Here is a 24,024-nt window from a genome sequence, read left to right as displayed (position 1 = left end):
ATCCTGCTCGAAGGATGCGATCTGCTTGGTGATATCATAGTCCGGCGTTCCGGAGAAAACCGCTTCGCAGCCCAGCGACTCGGCCGCCTGCTTGAAACCCTCAAACACCGGCACCCAATAGGGATGCGCCGACACCATGACATTCATCACATAGGTTTCGCCGGGCTCACAGGCAAATTTTCCGTTGGCGCTGGCTGGCGAAACAGCCGCGCCGACGACGAATGCAGCCACGCCAAGGCCCAAGGCCCTCTTCAGGTATTTCAACATCTTCCCCTCCCAGGAATGGTCAAACCAGAACGCAATAAATTTCCAATCTTGGCATTTATTGCACATCTATTCCTAAGGGTGACTCAATCAGTCGTCAAGAGACCTGCAAGATATTCTTTTCACTGAAATAAATATCAGGTCATCTGGCGCAAGATGGAAAGAGAGGGCGTTATCATCCGTGGTGCTGACCAACTGCAGATAATGCGAACCTTCTTCAAGCAGGGGAAGAAACGCAGGGCGTCATTGGCACTCAGGCGTGTGACATCAAATGTGGTGCCGAGATCGGATCCGACGTCTTCCCAGCTGCCGCCAATCATCAACGTCTTATCTTCCGTATCGATCGGCCGATCGGTTTCGCTTGCGATCAGCTGAGAGACAATCAGCCCGCAAACCCGTCCCTGACAGGCGCCCATGCCACACAGTGTAAAGGCCTTGGCCTGGGAGAGACCGACGGAGCATCCTTGACGGTCGACCGAAGCGTGCCCGCGTTGACCTCCTCGCAACGGCAAATGATCGTCGTATCGCTCGGCGCAGCCGCGGAAATGCGCGGCGGATAGCGCGCGCGATTAATTGCCAATTGTTACTGACCCGGCGGCTGTGGCCTCTTATGACCGGAGGGATCGCAGTATGGTTGAACCACGCTGGCGTTTAGCGTTCCCGCGTTCAATGTCGGCAACATGTCAACATTGAACGCGGCTTCACCAGAGATCTCATCGAATGAGCCGGTACGGAGCCGTCTCATTTCCGAGAGGTAGGGCAGGCACAGCCGGGGATCGATCCCCCCGCGAGCGCACTCCGACTTCAATTCAAGCGCTTGCCGGTTGCCGGATCAAATACGTGCAGATCCCGCGCTTCGACGTCCACTCCGACAACCTCGCCCAGCCTCAACACGCTGGACGCCGGCACCGCGATATTGATTTCATGCCTATCGTTGCGCAGGCTGACCAACCGCGTCTCGCCGTGAAACTCGTTTCGTTCGACGGTACCGCGAAACGCCTGCGCCTGGTCACTGACACGGAAAGCACCAGGGCGGATACCGACCGTGACCGCGCCCGCACGGATGCCGGACGGCGCCTGGAAACGGACGAGATCGTCGCTCAGAACACCGTCGGCCATCTCCAGCGGCAGGAAGTTCATGTTCGGCGTACCGATGAAACCTGCGGCAAAGACGGTCGCCGGCGCCTGATAGATTTCTTCGGGCGTACCCATCTGCTCGATGCGGCCGTCTTTCATCAGGACGATCCGGTCGGCGAGAGTCATCGCCTCGAGCTGGTCATGCGTGACATAGACGCTCGTCGTCTTCAGATCGCGATGCAGGCGGGCGATCTCAACACGCAGGCTACCACGCAGCTTGGCGTCGAGATTGGATAGCGGCTCGTCGAACAGGAAAACCTCCGGCGTCTTGATCATCGCGCGTGCGATCGCCACCCGCTGCTGCTGGCCGCCAGACAGCTCGGTCGGCTTGCGGGCGAGATAGATGCCGAGACCGAGCGCATCGACGACGGGCGCCAGCCGCTCTTCGATTGCGGCCTTGCCGATGCCTGCGCGTTCCAGCCCGAACGTGATGTTCTCGCGCACGCTCATATGCGGATAAAGCGCGTAGTTCTGGAAGACCATGGCAATGCCGCGGTCGCCGGGATCGCGATCGTTCATCCTCTGACCGCCGATCACAAGGTCTCCGCCCGAAATCTCCTCAAGGCCCGCGATCATGCGGAGCATGGTCGACTTGCCGCAGCCGGAGGGGCCGAGAAAGACGACGAACTCGTGATCGTCGACCTTGAGGTCGAAGTCACGCATGACTTCGAGTGCGCCATAGGTTTTGCGTATGCCGCGGCATTCGACGGTCGCCATCAGTTGCCCTCCCCATCCAGAATGATCTGCAGCTTGACGTCCTCCGGTCGCCCTTCGGCTGCCCGCTCAAAGGCGGCAATCGATTGGTCGAAAACATAGGTCCCTGACACCAGCGGCTTGAGGTCCACCTTGCCGGCTGCAATCAGGGCCAGCGCCCGATCAAAGACATTGGCGTAGCGGAACACGGTCTCGATACGGCACTCGCGGAAACAGGCGGCAGCGAGATCCACCGGCACCGGTCCCGGTGGCAGTCCGACGACAACCACTGTTCCGCCCGGCCGCACGACCTTGAAAAGGTCGCGAACGGCAGCCGCAGCCCCCGAGCATTCAAAGACGATGTCCGCACCCCAGCCTTCCGTCGCTTCATCGACCGCTTCGGCAAGGTTGCGTTCGCGCAGATTGATGCCGGTGATCCCGTCATAGGTTTCGGCCAGCTTGAGTTTCGTCTCCGACAGATCCGAGATCAGCACCCGCGAGCAACCACCTGCCAAGGCGGCCAGCGCCACCATGATGCCGATCGTGCCGCAGCCGGTGACGACCGCTGTGTCGCCGGGCGTGATGCGGGCGCGTGTGGCCGCCTGCATGCCGACCGCAAATGGCTCGACCATCGCTCCTTCGGCAAAGGAAACATTGTCCGGCAGCTTGTAGGTGAAACCGGCGGGATGAACCGTCTCCGGGCAGAGCACGCCATGCACAGGGGGCGTTGCCCAGAACCTCACAGCGGGATCGACATTGTAGAGGCCGAGGCGCGAGGCACGCGACAGGGGATCGGGGATGCCCGGCTCCATGCAGACCCGGTCACCCGCTTTCAGATGCCTGACATTGGTGCCGACCTCCGTCACTGTGCCCGCCGCTTCATGGCCCAGTACCATGGGCTCGTTGACGACGAAATCGCCAATATGTCCATGCGTGTAGTAATGTACGTCGCTGCCGCAGACGCCGACTGTGTGCAGGCGAATACGAACGTCGTCGGGACCCATGGCCTGGGGGAGATCGATGTCGCGCAGGGAGAGTTCGCCGACGCGTTCGAGGACAAGAGCTTTCATAAAGGTCAACCTTGATCAGTTTTCTTGGAAAATGCGGCATTGAGTCCGCCGGCCATGACCCCGAGCAGGATCAGCGGCGGCAGTGACAACAGGACAACGGCGGCGTTGAGGATGCCCCACGGCACGTTCATGCCGAGCTGCGACATCTCTGAAGCGATGATCGGCAGGGTTTTCGCCTGGGACGTGGTGAGCATCATGGCGAGCAGGAATTCGTTCCAGACCAGCACGAAGGAGAAGGCGATGGCGCCGAAGACCTGGAAACGGGCGATCGGTAGCGCGATGCGGAAGAAGGTCGCGTAGGGTCCGAGGCCGTCGACGCGGGCTGCTTCCTCGACATGCAGGCTGACGCGCTCGAAGGCGGGCACCGAAAGCCAGATGGTGATCGAGGCCGTGACGATCAGATAGGTGACGATCAGCGAAAACCGCGTGTCGTAGAGATCGAGGCCGAGCCAGATGACCAGCATCGGAATGGCAATGGCCACCGGCGGCAGGAAGCGCAGCGATAGGACGAAAAACTGTGCCTCGGCCGTCAGGCGGTTCTTGAAGCGGGCGATGACATAGGCCGCGGGCACGCCGAGCAAGGCGCCGAGCATGACGGCGCTCGAGCAGATGATCAGCGAATTGGTCAGGGCGCGGGCCACCGATCGGCGATTGAGCACGTAGCTCATATTGTCCCAGACCGGCTGGAAGCCCAGCTTCGGCGTCGAGACCAGAAGGTCGGCATTGGTCTTGAACGCGTTGAGCAGGGTCCAGAGCAACGGCAGGACCACAAGCGCTGCCGCAAGGATCAGGAGCAGTCTGAGCAGCAGGGTCGAGAGCTTCATCGGTTCAGCCTCTTCCAGGTAAAGGTGAAGGTGACGATGGTCAGCACCATCATGATGACCGCCATGGACGAGGCGTAGGAAATCTTGCCGGACTCGATGAAGCCTTGCGAATAGGCATACATATCGAGCGTTTCGGTGGAGATGCCGGGACCGCCGCGGGTCATGACATAGACGAGGTCGAAGGAACGCAGGCTTTCGATCGCCTTGACCAGCAGCAGGCTGATCAGCGGCGCCTTCAGCATCGGCAGCGTGATGAAGCGGTGGATCTCGAACCGGGTCGCACGGTCGATCCGGGCGGCTTCAAGCGGTTGCGGCGGCAGCGATTCCAAAAGTTTCAGGATGATGACCGCAAAGAACAGGCCCCATTGCCAGACATCGACAAAGGCGACCGCGAGCAGCGCACCGAGCGGCGTCGACAGGATGTCGGGTGTGATGCCGGTAAGTTCCCTGACAGGCCAGGTCAGTGCGCCATAGAGCGGGTGAAAGGCAAACTTCCACACGAAGGCGGCACAGACACGGGGCAAAAGGACAGGGATGATGAACAGCACGCAGAGAATGTTGCGCATTCGCGAGCTGGCGGCCTCGAACATCGCGATGCCGAGGGCAAGTCCCGTGACCATGGTCGCTGTGACGCTGAGGATCTCCCACTTGAACGACACCCACAGTGCATTCAGAAAGCGGGCATCGGAGAGCAGCGCCAGATAATTGGCGAACCAGACATAGTCCGCCTGCGGCTGCGCCAGCGTGCGGTTCTGCAGGGAAATGTTGATCGCGTAGATCGTCGGCACGAGTGCCAACACGACCAGGATGCCCAAAGTGGGGCCAAGAAAGACGTAAGGCAGCGAACGGCCGCGGCGCATGGCAAATCCTCGGATGGGAAAAAGGGGCGCGTCATGCGACGCGCCCAGTTGACGGCTTGGGAGACGTCAGAGTTTGGCGGCGAAGGTCTCGAGTTCGGCAAGCGTCGCCTTGATGTCGGTGCGGCTGCCGGTGATCAGCTCTTCCAGCATGATGCCCCACTGGTTGCCCAGTTCCTGCCAGCGCGGATCCTGCCAGAAGGTGACTTGCGTCTTCGCGCCGGTGGCAGCCATGGCATCGGCCAGATTCTGGCCGAAGGTCGCGGCATATTCCGGGCTCTGGTAGGTGCTGGTGCGGGTCAGTTCACCCGGCTGGCCGGCGGCAAGGCGACGCGCTTCCTGCTCCTTGGACGTCGCCCAGGCGACGAACAGGCCGGCGCAGGCCTTCTCCTCCTCGGTTGCATTGGCCTTCGACGCGATGGCAAAGCCATGGGCGTAACCGCCACCCGGCAGCGGCGACGGCGGCACGGAGAAGGCCACCTTGTCGGCCACCTGGCTCTGCGCCTTGTCAACAGACATGCCGCCGAGCGGTGCGGATTCAATGATGATCGCGACCTTTCCTGCCCGGAAAGCACCGGTCGACTCGTCCCAGGAACCGGTCTGCGTGCCCGGAGCCGAATACTTGAACAGGTCGAGATAGGTCTGGGTCGCCTTCACCGCGGCTTCGGAATTGAAGGCCGGCTTGCCGTCCTTGAACCATTCACCACCATTGGCCTTGAAGAACGGCATCCAGCGCCAGACATTGGCGCCCGAGCCACGCTGGCCGCGAAGTGCTGTCCCGTAGACGCCATTGTCCGGATCATGCAGCTTCTGCACGGCGGCAAAATATTCGTCCCAGGTCTTTGGCGGTGCAATGCCCGCCTTTTCCAGCAGGTCCGTGCGATAGACCATCAGGTCGCCACCGCCCTGGACCGGCGCAAACCACTGCTTGCCGTCATAGGTGGCGGCAGCCCGCATGCCGGCGTCAAAGTCGCTGTAGTCGTATTCGGCCGGATAATAACCCTCGAGCGGCACGATCCAGCCCGAGGATGCGAAGAGGGCCAGATTGGCTTCGTCGACATAATAGACGTCGAAGCTTCCGACGGTCGACGCGTCGGCCTGAGACTTGGCGCGGCGGTCGTTTTCGTTGAGATAGCTGATCTCGAAACCGGCGCCGGAGAGTTTCTCAAACTCGTCGACATAGTCCTCGAGAAGCGTCAGTCCGTCACGCGGCTGTGCAAGAATGCGCACGTCTTCACTGCATTGAGCAGCGGCGAATGCATTGGAAGCCGCAAGAATGGCGATCACCGCGCAGCCGGCGCGGAGGCTGTTGAATGTCATGATTTCCTCCCTCGGATGGCAAACTCCCTTGCCATCTACGGGGGCTATTTTGCGCAAGAGAGGGATCCGAACTAGTTTACCTTTGCCGGATAATTGATACTATATTGACATTTTTGCACTGCAACACGAGTCAATCAATGCGAATTGCATCAGATTTTCCGCTCACGGTTTCGGAAACCTTCACGGCGACACGCGAGCAGATCGTGCTACCGGGCGGCACTTCCTACCTGATCCGCCGCGACGATTACCCGAACCCGATCTGTATCTGGAACTATCATCCGGAGTGGGAGATCCACTTCATCCCCGATGCCAACGGCTTTGCTTACGTCGGCGATTACATCGGCCCGTTCAAACCCGGCCATCTCGTGCTGGCGGGTACCAATCTGCCGCATAACTGGATCACCCCCGGCGCACCACCCTTGCCCGGACGCGACGTCGTCCTGCAGTTCGATGCCGACGCATTGATGAGCGTGCGCGCGATCTGCCCCGAGTTCGAGGTATTGCACCGCCTCAAGCCGATGGCGGAACGCGGCATCGAGATCATCGGCGCACAGGCACATGAGATCGGCGTCAGGATTCTGGAACTGCATGCCGCGAAGAACGGCAACGGTTTGGGCCTGTTCCTCGAGATCCTCAATGCGATCGAGGCCGCTCCGCAAAAGCGCCTTCTGGCCAGCGAGCACTTCATATCGGTCTACAATCAACTGTCGGACAGACGCCATCGCCGGATCGACCAGGCGATCCAGATCATGCAGTCGAACCCTGGCGCCCAGATGCACGAGGTCGCCGAACAGGTCGGCCTGGGCGCATCCGCTTTCTCACGGGCATTCCGCAGGCTCACAGGCATGAACTTCTCCGACTACAGCCGATCGGTCCGCGTCTGGCGGGCTCGCACACTCCTGTCGGAAAGCGAGATGCCGATCACCGACATCTGCTTCGAGGCTGGCTTCAACAATCTTTCGAATTTCAATCGGTATTTCCGCATGGAGACGGGCCTGACGCCCCGCGCCTATCGAAAGGCGGCCAGCATCCGGGCAAAATCGGTGATCGCGCCACAATCACAGCACGGAACCCGTCCTTAGGCGTGCGCTCGCGGCGGCATCCCGGAACGGTGCTCCGGGCATCGATCCGCTTCCGCAGCCAAGACTGCGTGCGCAAAAAAGCATCATGCCGGGCGCAAATTGATGCTTTTCGTTGCCCGCCCTCTTCCCGTATTCCTCGAATGGATCACAAGGCAAGGCGGACGCGGACATGGGAAAACCATTCTTCTGGAACGAACTGAATACGGGCGATTTCGCGCATCTCCCGGTCGACCGGACCATCGCCATCCTGCCAATCGCCTCCACGGAGCAGCACGGCCCGCATCTGCCGATCTCCACCGACGTCACCATCGCCAATGGCATGCTGGCCGAGTTGCGCTCCCAATTGCCGCAGACACTGGATGTGCTCGTTCTCCCGACACAAGAGATCGGCAAGGCCAACGAACACATCCACGGTCCCGGCACGCTTTCGCTCGGAGCCGAGATCCTCATTCCCGCATGGACCGCCATCGGCGGAAAGGTGGCGGAAGCCGGGGTGCGCAAGATGGTGATCGTCAACTCGCATGGCGGCAATCTTGATGTGATGAACATCGTCGCACGTGAGTTGCGCGTGCGCTATTCCATGGCAGTCGTCGCCACCCAGTGGTCGCGGTTCGGCAGCCCGGCAGGCCTGATCAGCGAACATGAGCAGAGGTTCGGCATCCATGGCGGCGAGATGGAAACCTCGATGATGCTGCATTTCCGTCCCGATCTGGTGCGCATGGACAGAGCCGAGAATTTCGCCTCCAAAGCCGAGTGGATGAAGGACAACACGCGTTACCTGCAGCCACTGCCGCCGCATTCACTGGCCTGGATCGCCCATGATCTCAACCCGAACGGCGTCGTGGGTGACGCCTCGCTCGGCACGGCGGAAAAGGGTGCGCTGATCGCCCGGCATCAGGCCAAGGGCTTTATCGACCTGCTGGAGGACCTGACGAACTACCCTCTTGCCAATCTCTATTCGAAGTAGACGCGTCCGGCCTCATTTGTCTGCGGCCAGAATGGACCCGTTGGCCTGCAATTCCTGCATCAATGCCATCAATTCGGTCATCAGATATTCGACGAACAGACTGGTGGCCGCATCTAACGGCGCCCGTGCCCGGGCAAACAGTTTCATCGGCTGGCGGGAATGGGTCTCGGCGATCGGGCGAAACACCAGCTCGCCACGCCGACATTCGACGATCACGTCCAGCGGATTGAGCAGCGTCAGGCCGGTTCCGGCCTTCACCAGTTGCTTCAGCATTTCCGAAGCATTGGTTTCCACCACGGGTTCAACCGAGACCGGCAGCGGTGCCAGCGCCAGATTGATGACATCGCGAAGGCTGGTGCCGGTCTGCGCCAGAACCAGCCGTTCCTGTACGACATCGGCAAGACTGATCGGGCCGCCGGGACCGGCCAGCCTGTGGCCTGGCGGCAGAACGACACCGATTGGCACATCGAAATTGGCGAGCGTGCGGATGCCCGGCGTCGCCTGGATATTGAAACCAAGACCGATATCGGCCTCGCCTGTCAACACGGGGTTGAGCGTCGTCGAACCGCCGTCATTGCGCAACTGGACACGCACCCTCGGATGCTGCCCGATGAAGCGGGCGATGATATCGGGCAACGGACCGGCAGCAAGGCCGACAGTCGTGACGATCGAAACCTTGCCGGCCTGCGGCATCTTCAATCCGCGAATGCGCGATTCCAGCCGCTCGTAGTTTTTCAGCACGTCACGAATGTGCTCGATGCACAGTTCGCCGGCTGCCGTCAGCCGCAGGCCGCGCGGCAGACGCTCGAAGATCGGCACACCGATTTCCGCCTCCAGCGCGAGGATCTGCCGGTTGATCGCCGACGACGCGACATTCAGCCGGGCGGCAGCCTTGCGAATGGAGCCGCAACGGGCAATTTCGTTAATGTATTGCAGCTTTCGGGAATGCAGCATTCGTCTTTTCTTCCACCGTTCGCGTCGCGATGCAGCGCTTTCGGCGCCGCCCCGACATGGATGCCTAAAAGGCATCAATGCGGACGAATTTTGATGCTTTTCAAACAGCAACGCAACCGCTCAAATGCAGAAAACAGGCGGTCAATGACGACGGTCTGTTGCATTAAAGGGGAACGACGCAGAATGCGCACTCTACTGAAATCGACCGCACTTCCCGTCATCGTCGGCCTCGGAGCCATGGCGGCTTCCTTCACGCAGGCGACGGCTGCCGACAAGGTGAGCTATGGGACCAACTGGCTGGCGCAGGCCGAGCATGGCGGGTTTTACCAGGCGGTGGCCGACGGTACCTATGAAAAATACGGCCTCGACGTCACGATCGTGCAGGGCGGCCCGAACGCGGCCAACAGCGCATTGCTGATTTCCGGCAAGATCGATTTCTACATGGGCAGCCCGCAGAGCGAAATTTCGGCGGTCGAGCAGGGCATCCCGATCGTCGATGTCGCCGCCATCTTCCAGAAGGATCCTCAGGTTCTGATCGCCCATCCGGATCAAGGCATTGAGAAATTCGAGGATCTGGCCAAGCTGCCGACGATCTTCATGGGCAAGGACGGCTACCTCACCTATTTCGAGTGGATGAAAGCAAACTTTCCAGGCTTCAAGGACGAACAGTACAAGCCCTACAATTTCAGCCCGGCCCCCTTTCTTGCCGACAAGCAATCCGCCCAGCAGGGTTACCTGACGTCTGAGCCTTACGAGATCGAGAAGCAGGCGGGCTGGACGCCGAAAGTCTTCCTCTTGGCCGACAGCGGCTATTCCCCCTATTCGACGATGATCACCACGCAGGCATCGCTCGTCGAAACCAAACCGGACCTGGTGCAGCGTTTCGTCGATGCCTCGATCGAAGGCTGGTACAACTACCTCTACGGCGACAATGCCAAGGCCAATGCCCTGATCAAGGCCGACAATCCGGAAATGACCGATGGCCAGATCGCCTATTCGATCGCCAAGATGAAGGAATATGGCATTCTGGAATCCGGCGCAGCGCTTGAAAAAGGCATCGGCTGCATCACCGAAGAGCATTACAAGAAATTCTTCGAGGACGGCGTTGCGATGAAGCTCTTCAAGGCCGAAACCGATTACAAGAAGGCATTTTCGGCGCAGTTCGCCTGCAAGGGCGTCGGCATGGCACTGAAGAAGTAACAGCATACCGATCGTCCTGCCGCCGGGCCGGCGGCGGGACACAGAAACTGTCGAGCAGCCGGGACAGCAATGATTTTGGAAGAAGCACGCGGGCTGAAGCGGTCCACCGAGGGACGCAAACGGCCACTGGTTGTCATGGACAGGGTCTCGAAACGCTTTTCAAGCGGTACGCAGGCGCTCTCGGACATGTCGCTTGTCGTGGAAAGCGGAGAGTTCGTCAGCCTGCTGGGACCGTCGGGTTGCGGCAAATCGACGGCATTGCGCATCATAGCCGGTCTCGGCGACGCCTCGTCGGGCACGATCGACTGGCCAAGTTCGAGGATCAATGCCCGCGGCTTGCCGGAAGGCGACATCAGCTTCGTCTTTCAGGAGCCGACTTTGATGCCCTGGCAGACCGTCTTCGGCAATGTGCATCTGCCGCTGAAGCTGCGCGGCGTCTCAGCCTCCGCTGCCCGCCCGCAGATCCTCGAAGCGCTGGCAACCGTCGGCCTTGCGGATTTCGCCGATGCCTATCCGCGCGAGCTTTCCGGCGGCATGAAGATGCGTGTCTCGATCGCCCGTGCACTTGTGACAAAGCCGAAGCTGTTGTTGATGGACGAGCCTTTCGCCGCGCTTGACGAGATCACCCGCCAGAAGCTCAACGACGATGTGCTGCGCCTGTGGAAGCAAACCGGCATCACCGTGATCTTCGTCACCCATTCGGTGTTCGAATCCGCCTATCTTTCCAACCGCATCGTGGTGATGAAGGCAAGGCCGGGCCGTGTTCATGCCGACTTTCCACTGCATACTAGCCTGGAGCGCGATGCACTCTATCGAACCTCGGAGGACTATCGGCAGGCCTGCGAAAAGGTCTCGACCATGCTGCTCGAAGCCATCGGATCGGGAGAGCACTGATGCGCGCACAAGAACTGACGCGCGCGCAAGACAAGGCGCCGGATAGCTCCACGATTGTCTCCTCCTCGGTCCGCAACAAGAACCGCGACCTCGTGCTGCGCATCCTCGTGCCGTTTTTCGTGCTGGCGACCATGGTGCTGATCTGGCATGTCGGCGTCACCGTTTCGGGCGTTCCGCCCTACATCCTGCCGAGCCCGATTGCGGTTGCCACAGCACTGTTCACCGATTGGCATACGCTGGCACCGGCGCTCTGGGTGACCACCAAGATCACGCTCTTGTCGCTTCTGCTCGCCCTCATCGGCGGCGTCGGGTTTGCAATTTTTCTGGTGCAGTCGCGCTGGGTGGAGATTGCCTTCTACCCCATCGCCGTCATCCTCCAGGTCACCCCGATCGTCGCAATCTCACCGCTGATCCTGATCTATGCGCCCTCGACCCAGGTGGCGCTTTTGATCTGCGCCTTCCTTGTCGCCTTCTTCCCGATCCTGTCGAACATGGTACAGGGTCTGAAAAGCGTCGATCACAATCTGCTCAACCTGTTCGATCTCTACGGTGCCTCGCGCTGGCAGACGCTGCTCTATCTGAAGCTTCCCGCCTCGCTACCCTATTTCATGACAGGCCTTCGCATCGGTGGCGGCCTGGCACTGATCGCGGCCGTTGTCGCGGAATTTGCGGCAGGCTCCGCTGGCGCCGGTTCAGGCCTTGCCTTCCGCCTGCTCGAGGCCCAGTACCGGATGAACATACCGCGGCTCTTTGCGGCCCTGATCCTCTTGTCGCTGCTGGGCGTGACGATCTTCGCGCTGACCTCCTTGATCTCCTGGCTGAGCCTGCATCGCTGGCACGAAAGCAGCCTGAAAAGGGAAAACTGATGTCGAACCCATTCGTATCCCTGCCAGACGCTCAGCATTTCGTGCTCAGCAATGCCACGGTTCCAGCAGTCACAGTGACGGCACCCACCGGTCCCGCAGTCGAAGGCCTGGCATCGGTCGATATCGTGATTGCCAATGGCAGGATCGATGCCATTTTGCCGGCGGGCACGGCTCCGTTGGAATTGCCGAAGGCTGATCTGCGCCAAGGCATGGTCTGGCCCTGTTTTGCGGACATGCACACCCATCTCGACAAGGGCCACATCTGGCCGCGTCGCCCCAACCCGGATGGCACGTTCATGGGTGCACTCGACAATGTCGGCATCGATCGCGAGGCCAACTGGACGGCAGACGACGTCAGGACGCGGATGGATTTCTCGCTGCGCGCAGCGTATGCGCACGGCACGCATCTGATCCGCACCCATCTCGATTCCATCGCCCCCCAGCATCGCATTTCCTTCGAGGTCTTCTCAGAACTTCGGGAGGCGTGGAAAGATCGGATCGCATTGCAGGCGGTCGCGCTGTTCCCGCTCGACAAGATATTCGAAGCGCCGTTTTTCGATGATCTCGTCTCGGTCATCCGGGAAAACCAGGGGATCCTCGGCGGCGTCACCTATCTGATGCCGGATCTGGAGGAACGCCTCGATCTTCTGTTCCGCACTGCCGTGGACAACGGCTTCGACATCGATCTGCATGTCGACGAGACCGAGGACCGACAGGTGCTGACGCTGAAGACCATCGCCGAGGCCAAGCTGCGCAACGGGTTCCAGGGTGCCGTCACCGTCGGACATTGCTGCTCGCTCGCACGACAGGACGAAGACGTCGCAAAGGCAACCATCGATCTCGTTGCCCGGGCCGGCATATCCGTGGTCTCCCTGCCGATGTGCAACATGTATCTGCAGGACAGGCGTCCGGGCCGCACGCCACGCTGGCGCGGAGTGACGCTTTTTCATGAGCTGGCGGCAGCCGGTGTGGCAACGGCGGTATCCTCGGACAATACCCGCGATCCCTTCTATGCCTATGGCGACATGGACCCGGTCGAAGTGTTTCGCGAGGCCGTGCGCATCCTGCATCTCGATCATCCGCTGACGGATGCTGCCCGCGTCGTCACCACTTCGCCCGCCGATATTCTCGGCCGCCCGGACCTTGGCCGTATCGCCGTCGGCGGCCCCGCCGATCTCGTCCTTTTCAGCGCCCGTCGCTGGAGCGAATTTCTCTCCCGTCCGCAGGCCGACCGCATCGTCATGCGGAATGGCTTGGGCATCGACCGCAGCCTGCCGGACTACCGCGAACTCGACCCGATCCTTGGAGCATGACATGCCCGACTATGCAGCCATCAAGAAGGAACTCGAAGGCATCGCCGTCGAGGACAATCCGGCACTGGTTCGCCAGAAGAGCCGCGACTTCTTCTGGTATTCGCCGATCCTGAAGGCGCAACTCGAAAACGTCACCGGCGACCTCGTCGTTTCGCCGACATCTGAAGAGGAGGTCATCCGCGTCCTGAAGGTCGCCTATGCACACGGAGCCCCTGTAACCCCGCGCGGCGCCGGCACCGGCAATTACGGTCAGGCCATGCCGCTCTCCGGCGGCATCATCCTCAATCTTGCCGGCATGAACAAAATCAAATCCATCCAGCCCGGAAAGGTCGTCTGCGAACCCGGTGTCGTCATCGCCCAACTCGACAAGGCGACAAAGGCCCATTCCGGCCAGGAACTGCGTTTCCATCCCTCGACGGCGCAGACCGCAACCATCGGCGGGTTTATCGCCGGCGGATCGGGCGGCGTCGGCTCCATCACCTGGGGCGGTCTTCGTGATCTCGGCAATATTCTCCGCCTGCGCGTCGTCACCATGGAAGCCGAGCCGCAGGTGCTGGACCTCACCGGCTGGGACCTGCAGAAGGTCAGCCATGCCTATGGCACCAACGGCATCATCACCGAGGTCGAGATGCCGCTCGCGCCCGCCTATGACTGGGTGGACGTTCTGGTCGGCTATGACGACTTCATGGATGCCGTGCGCTTTTCCGATGCACTCAGCCATATGAACGGACTGCTGCTGAAGGAAGTGGCGCCGATCGCCGCCCCTATTCCTTACGACTACTTCACCCGACACAAGCCCTTTCTTCGCGATCGCGGCCAGTCGGTTGTGGTGATCATGATTGCACCGCATGCGATGGAACCGTTTGCTGCATTTGTCGCCCAGCAGAAGGGCGAGATCCTGTTTCGCTCCGACAAGGTCGAAAGCATGAAGGGGATTCCCCATGCCTATGAACTCGCCTGGAATCACACGACGCTCCGAGCCCTGAAAGTCGATCCGACCTTCACCTATCTGCAGGTCCAATATCCGGGTCCCGATCACGTTGCCAAGGTCGGGAAACTGGTGGAGATCTTCGGCGACGAAGTGCCGGGGCATCTCGAGTTCATCAAGTTCGATGCGGCCATCCAGTGCTCCGGCCTGCCCCTGGTGCGCTACACCACCGAAGCGCGCCTGGAGGAGATCATCCGTATCCATGAGGATAATGGCTGCCCGATCTTCAATCCGCATCGCTACACGCTGGAAGAAGGTGGCATGAAGCAGACGGACAAGACCCAGCTCGCCTTCAAGCAGCAGACAGACCCCAAGGGGCTGCTCAACCCCGGCAAGATGATCGCCTGGGACAATCCGGACTTCGACTTTACCGCCGGCAAGAACTACCTCTTCCCCGGCCTTGCGGCATTGGGGGTCTGATGCGCGTCCTGCTGCTCCATTCCCATCCGGTCGAAGAAAGTTTCGGTGGCGCCCTCCACCGGCTCACCCGCGAAAGCCTCCAGACGGCAGGGCACGAGGTCGATGATTGCAATCTCTATGCCGAGGGGTTCGACCCTGTCCTGTCGCGCCAGGACCGGATGATCTATCACGACTATCCCGACAACACGGCGCTGGTGAAAGAGCATTGCGACCGGCTGCTGGCCGCGGAAGGACTGGTTATCGTCACGCCGGTATGGAATTTTGGCTTTCCGGCGATCCTGAAGGGCTATTTCGACCGCGTCTGGCTGCCCGGCATCTCCTTCGAACTGGTGGACGGCAAGGTCCAGTCGCGGTTGCGCCATATCCGCAAGCTCGGCGCGGTGATGACCTATGGCGCGACACCGTTCCGGGCATTTGTCGCCGGCAATCCGCCCAAGAAGATCGTCAAGCGCGTGTTGCGCGCGCAGATCAATCCATGGTCGCCGGTGACCTTCCTTGCCCACTACGACATGAACAATTGCACGGAAGACACGCGGGCACGCTTCATGGCAAAGGTGAAAACGAAGATGGAAAGGTTCTGAGCCGATGCCGGGAAAAACCGCCGTCAATCCGCCGTCGGTCCGTCGTCCTTTCGGCAATTACAATCACGGGCTCCTGGTTCCGCCGGGCGCGAGCCTGCTCGTTACCTCCGGCCAACTGGGCATAGCCCTCGACGACAGCATTCCTGAAAGCGTCACGGCGCAGGCGGAACTCTGCTTTGCGGCAATCGGCGCCATTCTTTCGGATGCAGGCATGAGCTTTGCCGACGTCATCCGCATCAGCGGCTTCGTCACGAAACGGGAGGACTTCCCGGCCTATATGGCCGTCCGTGACCGATATACGCTGGAGCCGAAGCCGGTTTCGACACTGATCATCGTCTCCGGCTTTACCCGGCCTGAATTTCTGGTCGAGGTGGAGGTCACCGCGGCGAGGATTGTCTGAGTGCAAATGCGAGAAACCGCCGTGGGGCTTTGCTACCGACCGTGGGTCGCACGGTCGGTAGTGTCACGGGCAAACTATAGGACTGCCGGACGGTTCTGGCTCAAGCCAAGGTCCGAACGGAGGGCTCACGCTCCCAATAGCGCTTGGCCGCAGCCGCGATGAAATCCTCACCAAGGCCGACCACGCCGCCATCCATTTCAACGCCCGCCTTGTCGAGCAGCGGCTTGGCCTCGCCATTGGCACCGATTGCCTTCAGGTGACCGAAGGCGTCCATGACAAACTGGATTGCGGCGGCCTCCCTCAACATCAGCTTGCACGCACCCGCAGACAGGATGATGGCAACGGCATCGAAGATCTGGGACGGAGAACCCGCCAATTGGCCATCGGCCTTGATCGCCTTGCCGTCCGACAGGATAACTTTGCCGACCTTGGGGGCAACGAGGAAAGCTGTCGCGCCGGCCTTCTCAATGCTGCCTGCCAGCGTCTTCAAGGCTTTTGCATCACTGCCATCCGCAATCAGGATCCCGATCTTGCGACCTTCGAGCGTGTCCCTCATGTTCTTTTGAATGGACAGCGCCGCTGACGGCTCCATGTCGACCGGTGCGCGGGCAGCGGGGTTCTTTTGCGGCAGATCGATGCCAAGACCATCGGCAACGCGTTTGGCAAGATCCTCATCGACATTCAACAGATTGGCCACCATGCGCGGGGGAACCTGCTCCAATGTCACCTTGGAAAGCTCAAAGACAAAGGACGAGGCAATATGCGCCTGCTCGGACGGTGTCTGCGACGTCCAGAACAGCCGGGCCTGGCTGTAATGGTCGGCAAAGAGTTCCGGGCGGATGCGCAGCTTGTCACCCTCTTCATTGGCCCCTGTCGACCGCTCGAGTGTGTGAAACCCGGTGACCGGGCATTCACGCGGTCCGCCATCCTCGCCATGCGCCGAGAGGCTGTTGGGTTCGTAGTTTGCCCGCCCCTTCGGCACATTCATCTGCATCTGGCCGTCACGTTGAAAACTCATCACGGGACATTTGGCGGCGTTGATGGGAAGCTGGTGGAAATTCGCCGTCCCAAGACGCGACTTCTGCGTATCGAGATAGCTGAACAATCGCCCTTGCAGCAGCGGATCGTTGGAGAAATCCACGCCGGGTACGATATTGGCCGGGCAAAAAGCCACCTGCTCGGTTTCGGCGAAAAAATTGTCCGGGTTACGATCGAGCACCAGACGTCCGACGATCCTGGCCGGCACCATCTCTTCGGGAATGAGCTTGGTTGCATCGAGCACATCAAAAGGCAGGCTATTGGCAAAATCCTCGTCGAAAATCTGCAGTCCGAGTTCCCATTCCGGGAAATTTCCGGTCGCAATCGCCTCGTAAAGGTCGCGGCGATGGTAGTCGTTGTCGGCGGCCTGCAGCTTCAATGCTTCATCCCAGACAACGGATTGGAGACCCAGTTTCGGTTTCCAGTGGAATTTGACGAAACTCGATTTTCCGGACGCATTGACGAAACGGAACGTGTGAACTCCGAACCCTTCCATCATCCGCAAGGAGCGCGGGATGGCACGATCTGACATGGCCCATGTCAGCATATGGGTGGATTCCGGCATCAGCGATGCCCAGTCCCAGAATGTATCATGTGCACTGCCGGCCTGAGGATAGGCGCGATCGGCTTCCATCTTCACCGCATGCACAAGGTCGGGAAACTTCATCGCATCCTGGATGAAAAACACCGGGATATTGTTGCCGACCAAGTCCCAATTGCCTTCCTTGGTATAAAATTTGACCGCAAAGCCACGCACATCGCGCGGCGTGTCGACGGAACCGGCGCCACCCGCCACCGTGGAAAACCGAACGAAGACTGGTGTCTTTTCGCCAGGCCGCTGGAAAAGGTCGGCCTTTGTCACGTCCGTCAGCGGTTCATACACCTCGAAGAACCCGTGGGCACCAGAGCCCCGGGCATGGACGATCCGTTCGGGGATACGCTCGTGGTCGAAGTGGAAGATCTTTTCGCGCAGAACGAAATCTTCCAGAAGGGTCGGCCCGCGGCTACCCGATTTCAAGCTGTTCTGATTGTCCGAAACGCGGATTCCCTGATTGGTGGTCAGATGTCCCTCTGCATCATGGGAACCCTTGCCGGGTACATGCTGATGCGTTTCGCCGCCGTTTCCGCGGTCGGTATCGAAATTCTTGTCTACCATCTGTTTGCCTCCCTGCTGATCAGGCCCTGTTGCACCCCGATCAGCGTCCATTGGTTTGTGATTGGCTTGAAGCGAATAGCAGCCGTAAAGCGCACCTATTCCCGATATGGCCCAGTTTGGGCGGGGTTCAGGTTGGTGCAGCGCATGGCTGAAAGATCGTCGAGACACTCCCTGAAAAACGCGTGTGCAGATCGTTTGGCGTTGCTGGTGTGATCTGTTTTTTCAACCCGTGCCGAATACCCATGCCGGATATCTGGCTATGGCTAACACCTGGCCGGCTCTGTTGGTTCCGCCTGCCTCAAAAGCACTTCGGAGAGATATGATTTACACGCGCGCGTATGGCGAAATTTAGCGCCGTCAACCTGCCTCGAGCGGATGAGAATTGCCGTTTTCAACCTCCAGTTTCCAGCGCCAAAGTCAGGGAACCTATTCAGATCCGCGGCGTTTTGTTGTCATGGCAGCTGTAGGCGCTGCCCGGTAAGATGAGGAAATCACATGAAAAAGATCGTTTTCGTGGCGGCAATTCTTGGCGCCTCCGCCGTCTCTGCTTTTGCTCAGACCAGCACGACCACAACACCGTCCAGCGATGGCGAGACGCCGGCGATTGCAACGCCGGACGAGACCAATCCGACGGCACCGGTTGCCGGTGAGAACAGCTTCACCGAAGCCCAGGCCAAGCAGCGCCTCGAGGAGGCCGGTTACTCGAACGTAACCGAACTGAAGCTGTCCGAGCAGGGCGTTTGGCAGGCCATGGCCGACAAGGACGGGAAACCTGTGAAGGCCAGCCTGGATTATCAGGGCAATATTGTCGCTGAATAAGCACTCAAAAATAAAGACAACGAGGAAACCCGAAGATGAAAACCATTACTGGACTGTTTGATGACTATGCCGACGGCCGCGCCGCTGTAACAGCGCTTGAGGCAGAAGGCATTCCATCGAAGGATATCAGCATCGTCTCGAACAACGCTGCCGGCCGGCCGGTCGATGACTCCTCCGACGTTGGCGAAAAGGCGGGTGCGGGTGCCGGTATCGGCGCGGTCGTCGGCGGTGCGGGCGGCCTGCTCACCGGTCTTGGTCTGATGGCGATCCCGGGCGTCGGTCCGGTGGTTGCGGCCGGTTGGCTGGCAGCAACGGCTGCCGGTGCACTCGCCGGCGCGGTTGCCGGTGGGGCCGCCGGTGGCCTGATCGGAGCGCTGACGGATTCCGGCGTTCCGGAAGACCATGCTCATGTCTATGCCGAAGGTGTACGTCGCGGTGGTACCCTGGTGACTGCCAAGGTGGACGACATGCATGTCGAACGGGCGAACGCCATTCTTAAGCGGTCCAGCTGGGTGGATCCGGTCGAGCGCCGCCGCGCCTATGCCGAGCAGGGCTGGTCGACATTCGACGACACCGCAGCCCCCTATGGCCAGGCTGAAGTGCAGCAGGAGCGTGATCGCTATCGTGGCCGCACCGGCCTCTGATTTCCAGGCGCTGATTGAAAGACCGGTTCGCCCATAAGGCGGGCCGGTTTTTTTGCATCTCCTTGCCACATCCAACCCGGGCAACATCGAAGCCGGACAACACCGAACCTAGATCAGATGTTTCCGCGTGTTTGGCTCTATCGCCGCGTCGATTGCCGGCTTGCCTGATACGGAATCGAACAACGTCCATACACGGAGAATTCAAAATTGAGGCAAGCCTGCCTTGCAGACAGGTGCTATGATCCAGGGATAACCACTGAGAGCTCCCATTTCGGGCCGCCTTCCCGTTCGAGGCTCTTCATCGGAGCATAAGGCAAATTTCAAAATGACCATTTTTTCCGTAAGGCACGTCACCGAATATCGTTACAACCGGCCTGTGCATTTCGGTGAACATCGGCTGATGTTTCGGCCACGCGACAGCTATGACCAGCGGCTTCTGGATGCAACGCTGATCTGCGATCCGGACCCGCAGCAGATACGCTGGATCCAGGACGTGTTCGGCAATTGCGTGGCGATCGTCGATATCGCCCGGCCGTCGACAAGCCTGCGTTTCGAGACCTGGATCACCATCGACCACACGCCGCAGGTCGCACTCGACCTGGAGATAGACGAGGCGGCCGCCACCTATCCATTCTCCTATGACCCCGAGGAAGAGCCCGACCTTGAGCGGGTCATCCAACGGCACTATCCAGACCAAAGCGACGAGGTCGCCAAATGGGCGAGCCAGTTTGTCGCGCTCGGAATGCCGACACCGACAGGCCAGTTGTTGATGACCATGTGCTGTGCGATCCAGGAGAGCTTCAGCTATGCAAGGCGGCATGAAGCCGGCACCCAAACGCCGCAGACGACGCTCAGCTCGAGAAAAGGCACATGTCGCGACTTCGCCCTGCTGATGGTCGAGGCCTGCCGATCGCTTGGCATCGCCGCCCGGTTCGTGACCGGCTATGTCTATGTTGCCGATCGCGATGGCTCGACCACGCGTGGTGGCGGTTCCACCCATGCCTGGTGCCAGGTCTATATTCCGGGGGCCGGATGGGTCGAATTCGATCCGACCAATGGCATCGTCGGAAACCGTGACCTGATCCGTGTCGGGGTTGCCCGTGATCCGCGTCAGGCCGTACCGCTCTACGGAAGCTATGATGGCGGGCCGACCGATTTTGCCGGCATGTCGGTACAGGTCAATGTCACGACACGGCCGACTGACCATTAAAGGATTTACGGGTAGCATGATGGAACACTCGCCACCGAACGGCGTTGATCCCTGACGCTGCGCCAGTCCCCGACTCGCAAGGGCACCGAACCGAGGGTTTCATGAAAATACGAGCTGGCTTCAATCTGGGTTACGAGTGCACGCAGCCAACACCGATGCTACTCGCATTGAACATTCATCCATCACGCCGTCCCGATCTCCTGTCTGATCAGGTCTTGACCTTCGATCGGCCGATCGAGGCCTGGAGCTACCTGGACGGCTTCGGCAATGCCTGCTCCCGCATCCTTGCCCCACCCGGCCTGACGACGATCTCGACGCAGTTCGAGATCTATGACGATGGCCAACCGGACGTCATACCAGAACATGCGGTCCAGCATGCGATCAAGGATCTGCCCGATGACGTGCTGGTCTACCTGCTCGGCAGCCGATATTGCGACACGGATCGTCTGGCGGATCTGGCCTGGAAAATGTTTGGAACCACCCCCATGGGCTGGCCGCGGGTCAAGGCTATTCTCGACTTCACCCACGAACACATCACCTTCGACTACAGCCGGGCAGATTCAACCCGGTCAGCCTATGGTGGCTATGTCGACCGGATCGGCGTCTGTCGCGATTTCGCCCATCTCGCCATCACGCTTTGCCGCTGCATGAACATTCCTGCCCGCTACTGCACCGGCTATCTTGGCGACATCGGCGTGCCGAAAGACCCGAACCCGATGGATTTCAGCGCCTGGTCACAGGTCTATCTGGGCGGCTGCTGGCACACGATCGATGCAAGACACAACACGCCGCGCATCGGTCGTATCCTGATGGCAACCGGAAGAGACGCGATCGACGTGGCTCTGACCACCAATTTCGGACCGGCAGAACTGGTGCGTTTCGAGGTGATCACGGATGAGATCATCGACTAGCGAGCGCTCTACCAGTTGGTGAAGGATCCGTCGGTCCTGCGAAGATGTGGCGGTTCCGAATATTCGAACGGCATTTTCTGCAATTCCGCCTCGTTGACATCTATTCCGAGCCCCGGTGCCTCGGGCACCACATAAAACGCGCCGTCCATCTCGATCTGGCCCGGAAAGAGCGTGGAATTGTCGAAACCCCAGTGCTGCTCGGCCGGGCTCTGGCGGCATTCCAGCCAGCCGAAATTGGCAACGGCGGCGCCAAGATGCACGGATGCTGCCGTACAGATCGGTCCCAGCGGATTGTGCGGCATCAGATCGACATAATGGGCTTCACACCAGCCGGCGACCTTCATCGCTTCGGTGAAACCGCCGACATTGCAGATGTCGATCCGGCAGAACTGCATGATGTCGCGTTCGACATAGGGCACGAACTGCCATTTCGATGAAAACTCCTCGCCGATCGCGAAGGGTACATCGGTCATCCTGCGCAAGGCCTCGTAGGCCGATGGCGTCTCGTCGCGGATTGCCTCCTCGATGAAATCGATCGTGCCTCTCGGCATTTTCTGGCAAAACGATGCCGCTTCCGCAACGCTGAGACGATGATGATATTCAACGCCCAACGTCATCGCATGGCCGACCTCCGCACGAGTGCGGGTCACCCATTCGGCAGTCACCGCGATGGATTCCCTCGGCTCGAAGCGCTCGGTGTTTTCCTGGCCGGCGGCAATGAAACGCACGCAGTTCCATCCGGCCTCCTTCAGCAGCACGGTCTGCTCGATCATCGCCTCGCCCGGCTCTGCGGATGTCGTTGCAAATGCCGGCACCAGATCGCGCTGCTTTCCGCCCAGCAATTGATAGACGGGCACGCCGAGTGCCTTGCCCTTGATGTCGTGGAAAGCGATATCAAGGGCGGCGATCGCCGCCGTCAGAACACGGCCACCTTCGAAATACTGGCTCCGATACATCTCCTGCCACAAGGCCCCGCACTGCATCGGATCCTTGCCCAACAGAAACTGCGAATAGTGGTCGATTGCACCAGCAACCGCTTTTTCACGATAGGACAGACCGGATTCGCCCCAGCCGTAGACGCCGCTGTCGGTTTCGACCTTGACGACCAACTGGTTCCTAACGCCAACCCTGGCGATATAAGGCTTGATGGCAGTGATTTTCATATGGGATTCCGGATAGTTTGACGCGGTCTATCGAGCGAGACCCAAAAGATCGCTGAGGCGCATGCGAGGGCCGCTGAGCGCAACCTGATCCAGCGGATGCGGCAGGCCCAGCGGTAGCGGGGTCAGATCAAAGCGACAGGCCGCTTTGCTGATCGAAGACGTGGACCTGATCGGCGGCGATGGCGGCTTCGAAAGGCGTGCCGTATCGTGCCGGAAAGGCGCCATCGACGACAGCCGTCGCCGGTTCGCCGGCCAGGCTGAAGACGACATGGGTCTGCGCGCCGGTCGGCTCGACGACCAGCGTCTCGCCGCGCACGACACTATCGCCCGGCTGGCCCGCCTGCAGATGCTCCGGCCGGATGCCCAGCTTGACCGCCTGTCCACGCCTTACCTTGCGCGCGGTGGAAAGCTGGATGATTGTCCCATCGGTCAGGCGCGCGCTCGGTCCGCCGTCTTGCGCATCCACCACGGCATCGAGAAAATTCATCGCGGGCGAGCCGATGAAGCCGGCGACGAACAGATTGTTTGGTGTTCGATAAAGCTCGAGCGGCGTGCCCACCTGCTCGATCCGGCCACCGTTCAGAACCACGATGCGATCGGCAAGGGTCATCGCCTCGATCTGGTCATGCGTGACATAGACCGAGGTCGTGCCGACCTTCTGATGCAGCGTCTTGATCTCTGTGCGCATCTGGACGCGCAGCTTGGCATCCAGGTTGGAAAGCGGTTCGTCGAACAGGAACACCGCAGGGTCACGCACGATGGCGCGGCCCATCGCCACGCGCTGGCGCTGACCGCCGGACAACTGGCTCGGCTTGCGATCGAGAAGGTCGCCAAGGGCCAGCATCCGCGCGGCTTCGTTGACCTTTTTGTCGATGTCGGGCTTGGAGACGCCGGAAAGCTTCAGGTTGAAGCCCATGTTCTGCGCCACGGTCATGTGCGGGTAGAGTGCATAGGACTGGAAGACCATGGCGATGTTGCGCTCGCGCGGCGTCAATGCGTTGACCACCTTGTCTCCGATCAGCACTTCTCCATCGCTGATCTCTTCCAACCCGGCGATCATTCGCAAAAGCGTGGATTTTCCGCAGCCGGAAGGCCCGACCAGGGCAATGAATTCGCCGTCCTCGATCGAGAGCGAAACACCGTGGATCACCTCCAGCATGCCGTAGGCCTTGCGGATGTCCCTCAGTTCGACAGATGCCATTTTGCTCTCCGTATTTATGACTTGACCGCGCCAGCCGTCAGGCCCNGATGAT

The 24,024-nt window shown here is 60.2% G+C and carries 22 protein-coding genes and 1 pseudogene; 13 read left to right on the top strand and 10 right to left on the bottom strand.

Translation table 11 applies throughout. The features are described from left to right. The 6 genes and pseudogenes from PDO_RS22510 to PDO_RS22480 form a co-directional block, all read right to left on the bottom strand. Nucleotides 1-267: pseudogene (locus tag PDO_RS22510) on the bottom strand (substrate-binding domain-containing protein); the annotation flags it as partial. An 801-nt stretch (nt 268-1,068) separates the two neighbouring features. Then, entirely contained in the window at nt 1,069-2,118 is a 1,050-nt protein-coding gene (locus tag PDO_RS22500; protein ID WP_007607268.1) for an ABC transporter ATP-binding protein, read from the bottom strand. Beyond that, nucleotides 2,118-3,164: an NAD(P)-dependent alcohol dehydrogenase gene (locus PDO_RS22495; RefSeq protein ID WP_007607266.1), complete on the bottom strand. Its 1,047-nt coding sequence runs from the start codon at nt 3,162-3,164 to the stop codon at nt 2,118-2,120. Before PDO_RS22495 ends, PDO_RS22500 begins: the two co-directional genes overlap by 1 nt. 5 nt (nt 3,165-3,169) lie before the next feature. Continuing rightward, on the bottom strand, nt 3,170-3,988 hold the full coding sequence (locus tag PDO_RS22490) for a carbohydrate ABC transporter permease (RefSeq protein WP_007607264.1): 819 nt from the start codon (nt 3,986-3,988) through the stop codon (nt 3,170-3,172). Further along, on the bottom strand, nt 3,985-4,848 hold the full coding sequence (locus PDO_RS22485; RefSeq protein WP_007607257.1) for a carbohydrate ABC transporter permease: 864 nt from the start codon (nt 4,846-4,848) through the stop codon (nt 3,985-3,987). Before PDO_RS22485 ends, PDO_RS22490 begins: the two co-directional genes overlap by 4 nt. Before the next feature lie 66 nt (nt 4,849-4,914). After that, nucleotides 4,915-6,165, bottom strand: coding sequence for an ABC transporter substrate-binding protein (locus PDO_RS22480; protein ID WP_007607255.1), 1,251 nt, complete (start codon nt 6,163-6,165; stop codon nt 4,915-4,917). Between the two features lie 137 nt (nt 6,166-6,302). Between PDO_RS22480 and PDO_RS22475 the strand changes: the two genes are divergently transcribed. Next, complete coding sequence (locus tag PDO_RS22475) at nt 6,303-7,247, top strand: AraC family transcriptional regulator (protein WP_007607254.1); 945 nt, start codon at nt 6,303-6,305, stop codon at nt 7,245-7,247. Nucleotides 7,248-7,416: 169 nt separating this feature from the next. Further along, entirely contained in the window at nt 7,417-8,214 is a 798-nt protein-coding gene (locus PDO_RS22470; RefSeq protein ID WP_007607253.1) for a creatininase family protein, read from the top strand. Between the two features lie 12 nt (nt 8,215-8,226). Here the strand turns inward: PDO_RS22470 and PDO_RS22465 are convergent, their stop codons facing one another. Continuing rightward, complete coding sequence (locus PDO_RS22465; protein ID WP_007607251.1) at nt 8,227-9,168, bottom strand: LysR family transcriptional regulator; 942 nt, start codon at nt 9,166-9,168, stop codon at nt 8,227-8,229. Nucleotides 9,169-9,351: 183 nt separating this feature from the next. On the opposite strand from PDO_RS22465, the gene PDO_RS22460 reads away from it, so the two are divergent. From PDO_RS22460 to PDO_RS22430, 7 genes are all read left to right on the top strand, one after another. Beyond that, complete coding sequence (locus tag PDO_RS22460) at nt 9,352-10,368, top strand: ABC transporter substrate-binding protein (protein ID WP_007607250.1); 1,017 nt, start codon at nt 9,352-9,354, stop codon at nt 10,366-10,368. Between the two features lie 69 nt (nt 10,369-10,437). Then, a complete protein-coding gene (locus PDO_RS22455; RefSeq protein WP_007607248.1) occupies nt 10,438-11,262 on the top strand; it encodes an ABC transporter ATP-binding protein in 825 nt (274 codons plus the stop codon). After that, nucleotides 11,262-12,128 carry an ABC transporter permease gene (locus PDO_RS22450; RefSeq protein WP_007607246.1) on the top strand — a complete coding sequence of 289 codons (867 nt, stop codon included), beginning with the start codon at nt 11,262-11,264 and terminating at the stop codon, nt 12,126-12,128. The genes PDO_RS22455 and PDO_RS22450 overlap by 1 nt, the downstream gene beginning before the upstream one ends. Continuing rightward, nucleotides 12,128-13,441: a cytosine deaminase gene (locus PDO_RS22445; RefSeq protein ID WP_007607244.1), complete on the top strand. Its 1,314-nt coding sequence runs from the start codon at nt 12,128-12,130 to the stop codon at nt 13,439-13,441. The genes PDO_RS22450 and PDO_RS22445 overlap by 1 nt, the downstream gene beginning before the upstream one ends. Before the next feature lies 1 nt (nt 13,442). Beyond that, complete coding sequence (locus PDO_RS22440; protein ID WP_007607242.1) at nt 13,443-14,849, top strand: FAD-binding oxidoreductase; 1,407 nt, start codon at nt 13,443-13,445, stop codon at nt 14,847-14,849. Next, on the top strand, nt 14,849-15,430 hold the full coding sequence (locus tag PDO_RS22435; protein WP_007607240.1) for an NAD(P)H-dependent oxidoreductase: 582 nt from the start codon (nt 14,849-14,851) through the stop codon (nt 15,428-15,430). Before PDO_RS22440 ends, PDO_RS22435 begins: the two co-directional genes overlap by 1 nt. A 4-nt stretch (nt 15,431-15,434) precedes the next feature. Next, on the top strand, nt 15,435-15,830 hold the full coding sequence (locus PDO_RS22430) for a RidA family protein (RefSeq protein ID WP_007607236.1): 396 nt from the start codon (nt 15,435-15,437) through the stop codon (nt 15,828-15,830). Between the two features lie 100 nt (nt 15,831-15,930). On the opposite strand, the gene PDO_RS22425 is transcribed toward PDO_RS22430, so the two are convergent. Beyond that, nucleotides 15,931-18,024: a catalase gene (locus PDO_RS22425; RefSeq protein ID WP_007607234.1), complete on the bottom strand. Its 2,094-nt coding sequence runs from the start codon at nt 18,022-18,024 to the stop codon at nt 15,931-15,933. Between the two features lie 495 nt (nt 18,025-18,519). Here PDO_RS22425 and PDO_RS22420 point away from each other — a divergent pair, with 495 nt between their 5' ends. The 4 genes from PDO_RS22420 to PDO_RS22405 all read left to right on the top strand — a co-directional run bounded on the left by PDO_RS22420 (nt 18,520) and on the right by PDO_RS22405 (nt 21,608). Further along, complete coding sequence (locus PDO_RS22420; protein WP_007607232.1) at nt 18,520-18,843, top strand: PepSY domain-containing protein; 324 nt, start codon at nt 18,520-18,522, stop codon at nt 18,841-18,843. Nucleotides 18,844-18,878: 35 nt separating this feature from the next. After that, the gene (locus PDO_RS22415) at nt 18,879-19,487 is read left to right on the top strand and encodes a hypothetical protein (protein WP_007607230.1); all 609 of its coding nucleotides are present in this window, start codon (nt 18,879-18,881) and stop codon (nt 19,485-19,487) included. Between the two features lie 325 nt (nt 19,488-19,812). Next, nucleotides 19,813-20,697: a transglutaminase family protein gene (locus tag PDO_RS22410; protein WP_007607228.1), complete on the top strand. Its 885-nt coding sequence runs from the start codon at nt 19,813-19,815 to the stop codon at nt 20,695-20,697. 101 nt (nt 20,698-20,798) lie between these two features. Next, nucleotides 20,799-21,608 (top strand): transglutaminase-like domain-containing protein, encoded by an 810-nt coding sequence (locus PDO_RS22405; protein ID WP_007607226.1) that lies wholly within the window; start codon nt 20,799-20,801, stop codon nt 21,606-21,608. Nucleotides 21,609-21,616: 8 nt separating this feature from the next. Here the strand turns inward: PDO_RS22405 and PDO_RS22400 are convergent, their stop codons facing one another. Further along, complete coding sequence (locus PDO_RS22400; protein ID WP_007607225.1) at nt 21,617-22,771, bottom strand: mandelate racemase/muconate lactonizing enzyme family protein; 1,155 nt, start codon at nt 22,769-22,771, stop codon at nt 21,617-21,619. A 127-nt stretch (nt 22,772-22,898) separates the two neighbouring features. Further along, nucleotides 22,899-23,972, bottom strand: a complete 1,074-nt coding sequence (locus PDO_RS22395; RefSeq protein ID WP_007607224.1) for an ABC transporter ATP-binding protein — start codon at nt 23,970-23,972, stop codon at nt 22,899-22,901. Between the last annotated feature and the right edge of the window lie 52 nt (nt 23,973-24,024).

This window comes from Rhizobium sp. PDO1-076 (assembly GCF_000247475.1).
Taxonomy (GTDB): Bacteria; Pseudomonadota; Alphaproteobacteria; order Rhizobiales; family Rhizobiaceae; genus Allorhizobium.
This window is presented reverse-complemented; position numbering and strand designations above follow the sequence as displayed.

Excerpts from the sequence above, each read along its gene's own strand:
- PDO_RS22475 (WP_007607254.1), top strand. The coding sequence starts at position 6,303 with ATGCGAATTGCATCAGATTTTCCGCTCACGGTTTCGGAAACCTTCACG.
- PDO_RS22425 (WP_007607234.1), bottom strand. The coding sequence starts at position 18,024 with ATGGTAGACAAGAATTTCGATACCGACCGCGGAAACGGCGGCGAAACG.
- PDO_RS22435 (WP_007607240.1), top strand. The coding sequence starts at position 14,849 with ATGCGCGTCCTGCTGCTCCATTCCCATCCGGTCGAAGAAAGTTTCGGT.
- PDO_RS22470 (WP_007607253.1), top strand. The coding sequence starts at position 7,417 with ATGGGAAAACCATTCTTCTGGAACGAACTGAATACGGGCGATTTCGCG.
- PDO_RS22500 (WP_007607268.1), bottom strand. The coding sequence starts at position 2,118 with ATGGCGACCGTCGAATGCCGCGGCATACGCAAAACCTATGGCGCACTC.
- PDO_RS22405 (WP_007607226.1), top strand. The coding sequence starts at position 20,799 with ATGAAAATACGAGCTGGCTTCAATCTGGGTTACGAGTGCACGCAGCCA.
- PDO_RS22420 (WP_007607232.1), top strand. The coding sequence starts at position 18,520 with ATGAAAAAGATCGTTTTCGTGGCGGCAATTCTTGGCGCCTCCGCCGTC.
- PDO_RS22400 (WP_007607225.1), bottom strand. The coding sequence starts at position 22,771 with ATGAAAATCACTGCCATCAAGCCTTATATCGCCAGGGTTGGCGTTAGG.
- PDO_RS22445 (WP_007607244.1), top strand. The coding sequence starts at position 12,128 with ATGTCGAACCCATTCGTATCCCTGCCAGACGCTCAGCATTTCGTGCTC.
- PDO_RS22440 (WP_007607242.1), top strand. The coding sequence starts at position 13,443 with ATGCCCGACTATGCAGCCATCAAGAAGGAACTCGAAGGCATCGCCGTC.
- PDO_RS22480 (WP_007607255.1), bottom strand. The coding sequence starts at position 6,165 with ATGACATTCAACAGCCTCCGCGCCGGCTGCGCGGTGATCGCCATTCTT.
- PDO_RS22410 (WP_007607228.1), top strand. The coding sequence starts at position 19,813 with ATGACCATTTTTTCCGTAAGGCACGTCACCGAATATCGTTACAACCGG.
- PDO_RS22395 (WP_007607224.1), bottom strand. The coding sequence starts at position 23,972 with ATGGCATCTGTCGAACTGAGGGACATCCGCAAGGCCTACGGCATGCTG.
- PDO_RS22490 (WP_007607264.1), bottom strand. The coding sequence starts at position 3,988 with ATGAAGCTCTCGACCCTGCTGCTCAGACTGCTCCTGATCCTTGCGGCA.
- PDO_RS22460 (WP_007607250.1), top strand. The coding sequence starts at position 9,352 with ATGCGCACTCTACTGAAATCGACCGCACTTCCCGTCATCGTCGGCCTC.
- PDO_RS22465 (WP_007607251.1), bottom strand. The coding sequence starts at position 9,168 with ATGCTGCATTCCCGAAAGCTGCAATACATTAACGAAATTGCCCGTTGC.
- PDO_RS22450 (WP_007607246.1), top strand. The coding sequence starts at position 11,262 with ATGCGCGCACAAGAACTGACGCGCGCGCAAGACAAGGCGCCGGATAGC.
- PDO_RS22485 (WP_007607257.1), bottom strand. The coding sequence starts at position 4,848 with ATGCGCCGCGGCCGTTCGCTGCCTTACGTCTTTCTTGGCCCCACTTTG.
- PDO_RS22430 (WP_007607236.1), top strand. The coding sequence starts at position 15,435 with ATGCCGGGAAAAACCGCCGTCAATCCGCCGTCGGTCCGTCGTCCTTTC.
- PDO_RS22415 (WP_007607230.1), top strand. The coding sequence starts at position 18,879 with ATGAAAACCATTACTGGACTGTTTGATGACTATGCCGACGGCCGCGCC.
- PDO_RS22455 (WP_007607248.1), top strand. The coding sequence starts at position 10,438 with ATGATTTTGGAAGAAGCACGCGGGCTGAAGCGGTCCACCGAGGGACGC.
- PDO_RS22495 (WP_007607266.1), bottom strand. The coding sequence starts at position 3,164 with ATGAAAGCTCTTGTCCTCGAACGCGTCGGCGAACTCTCCCTGCGCGAC.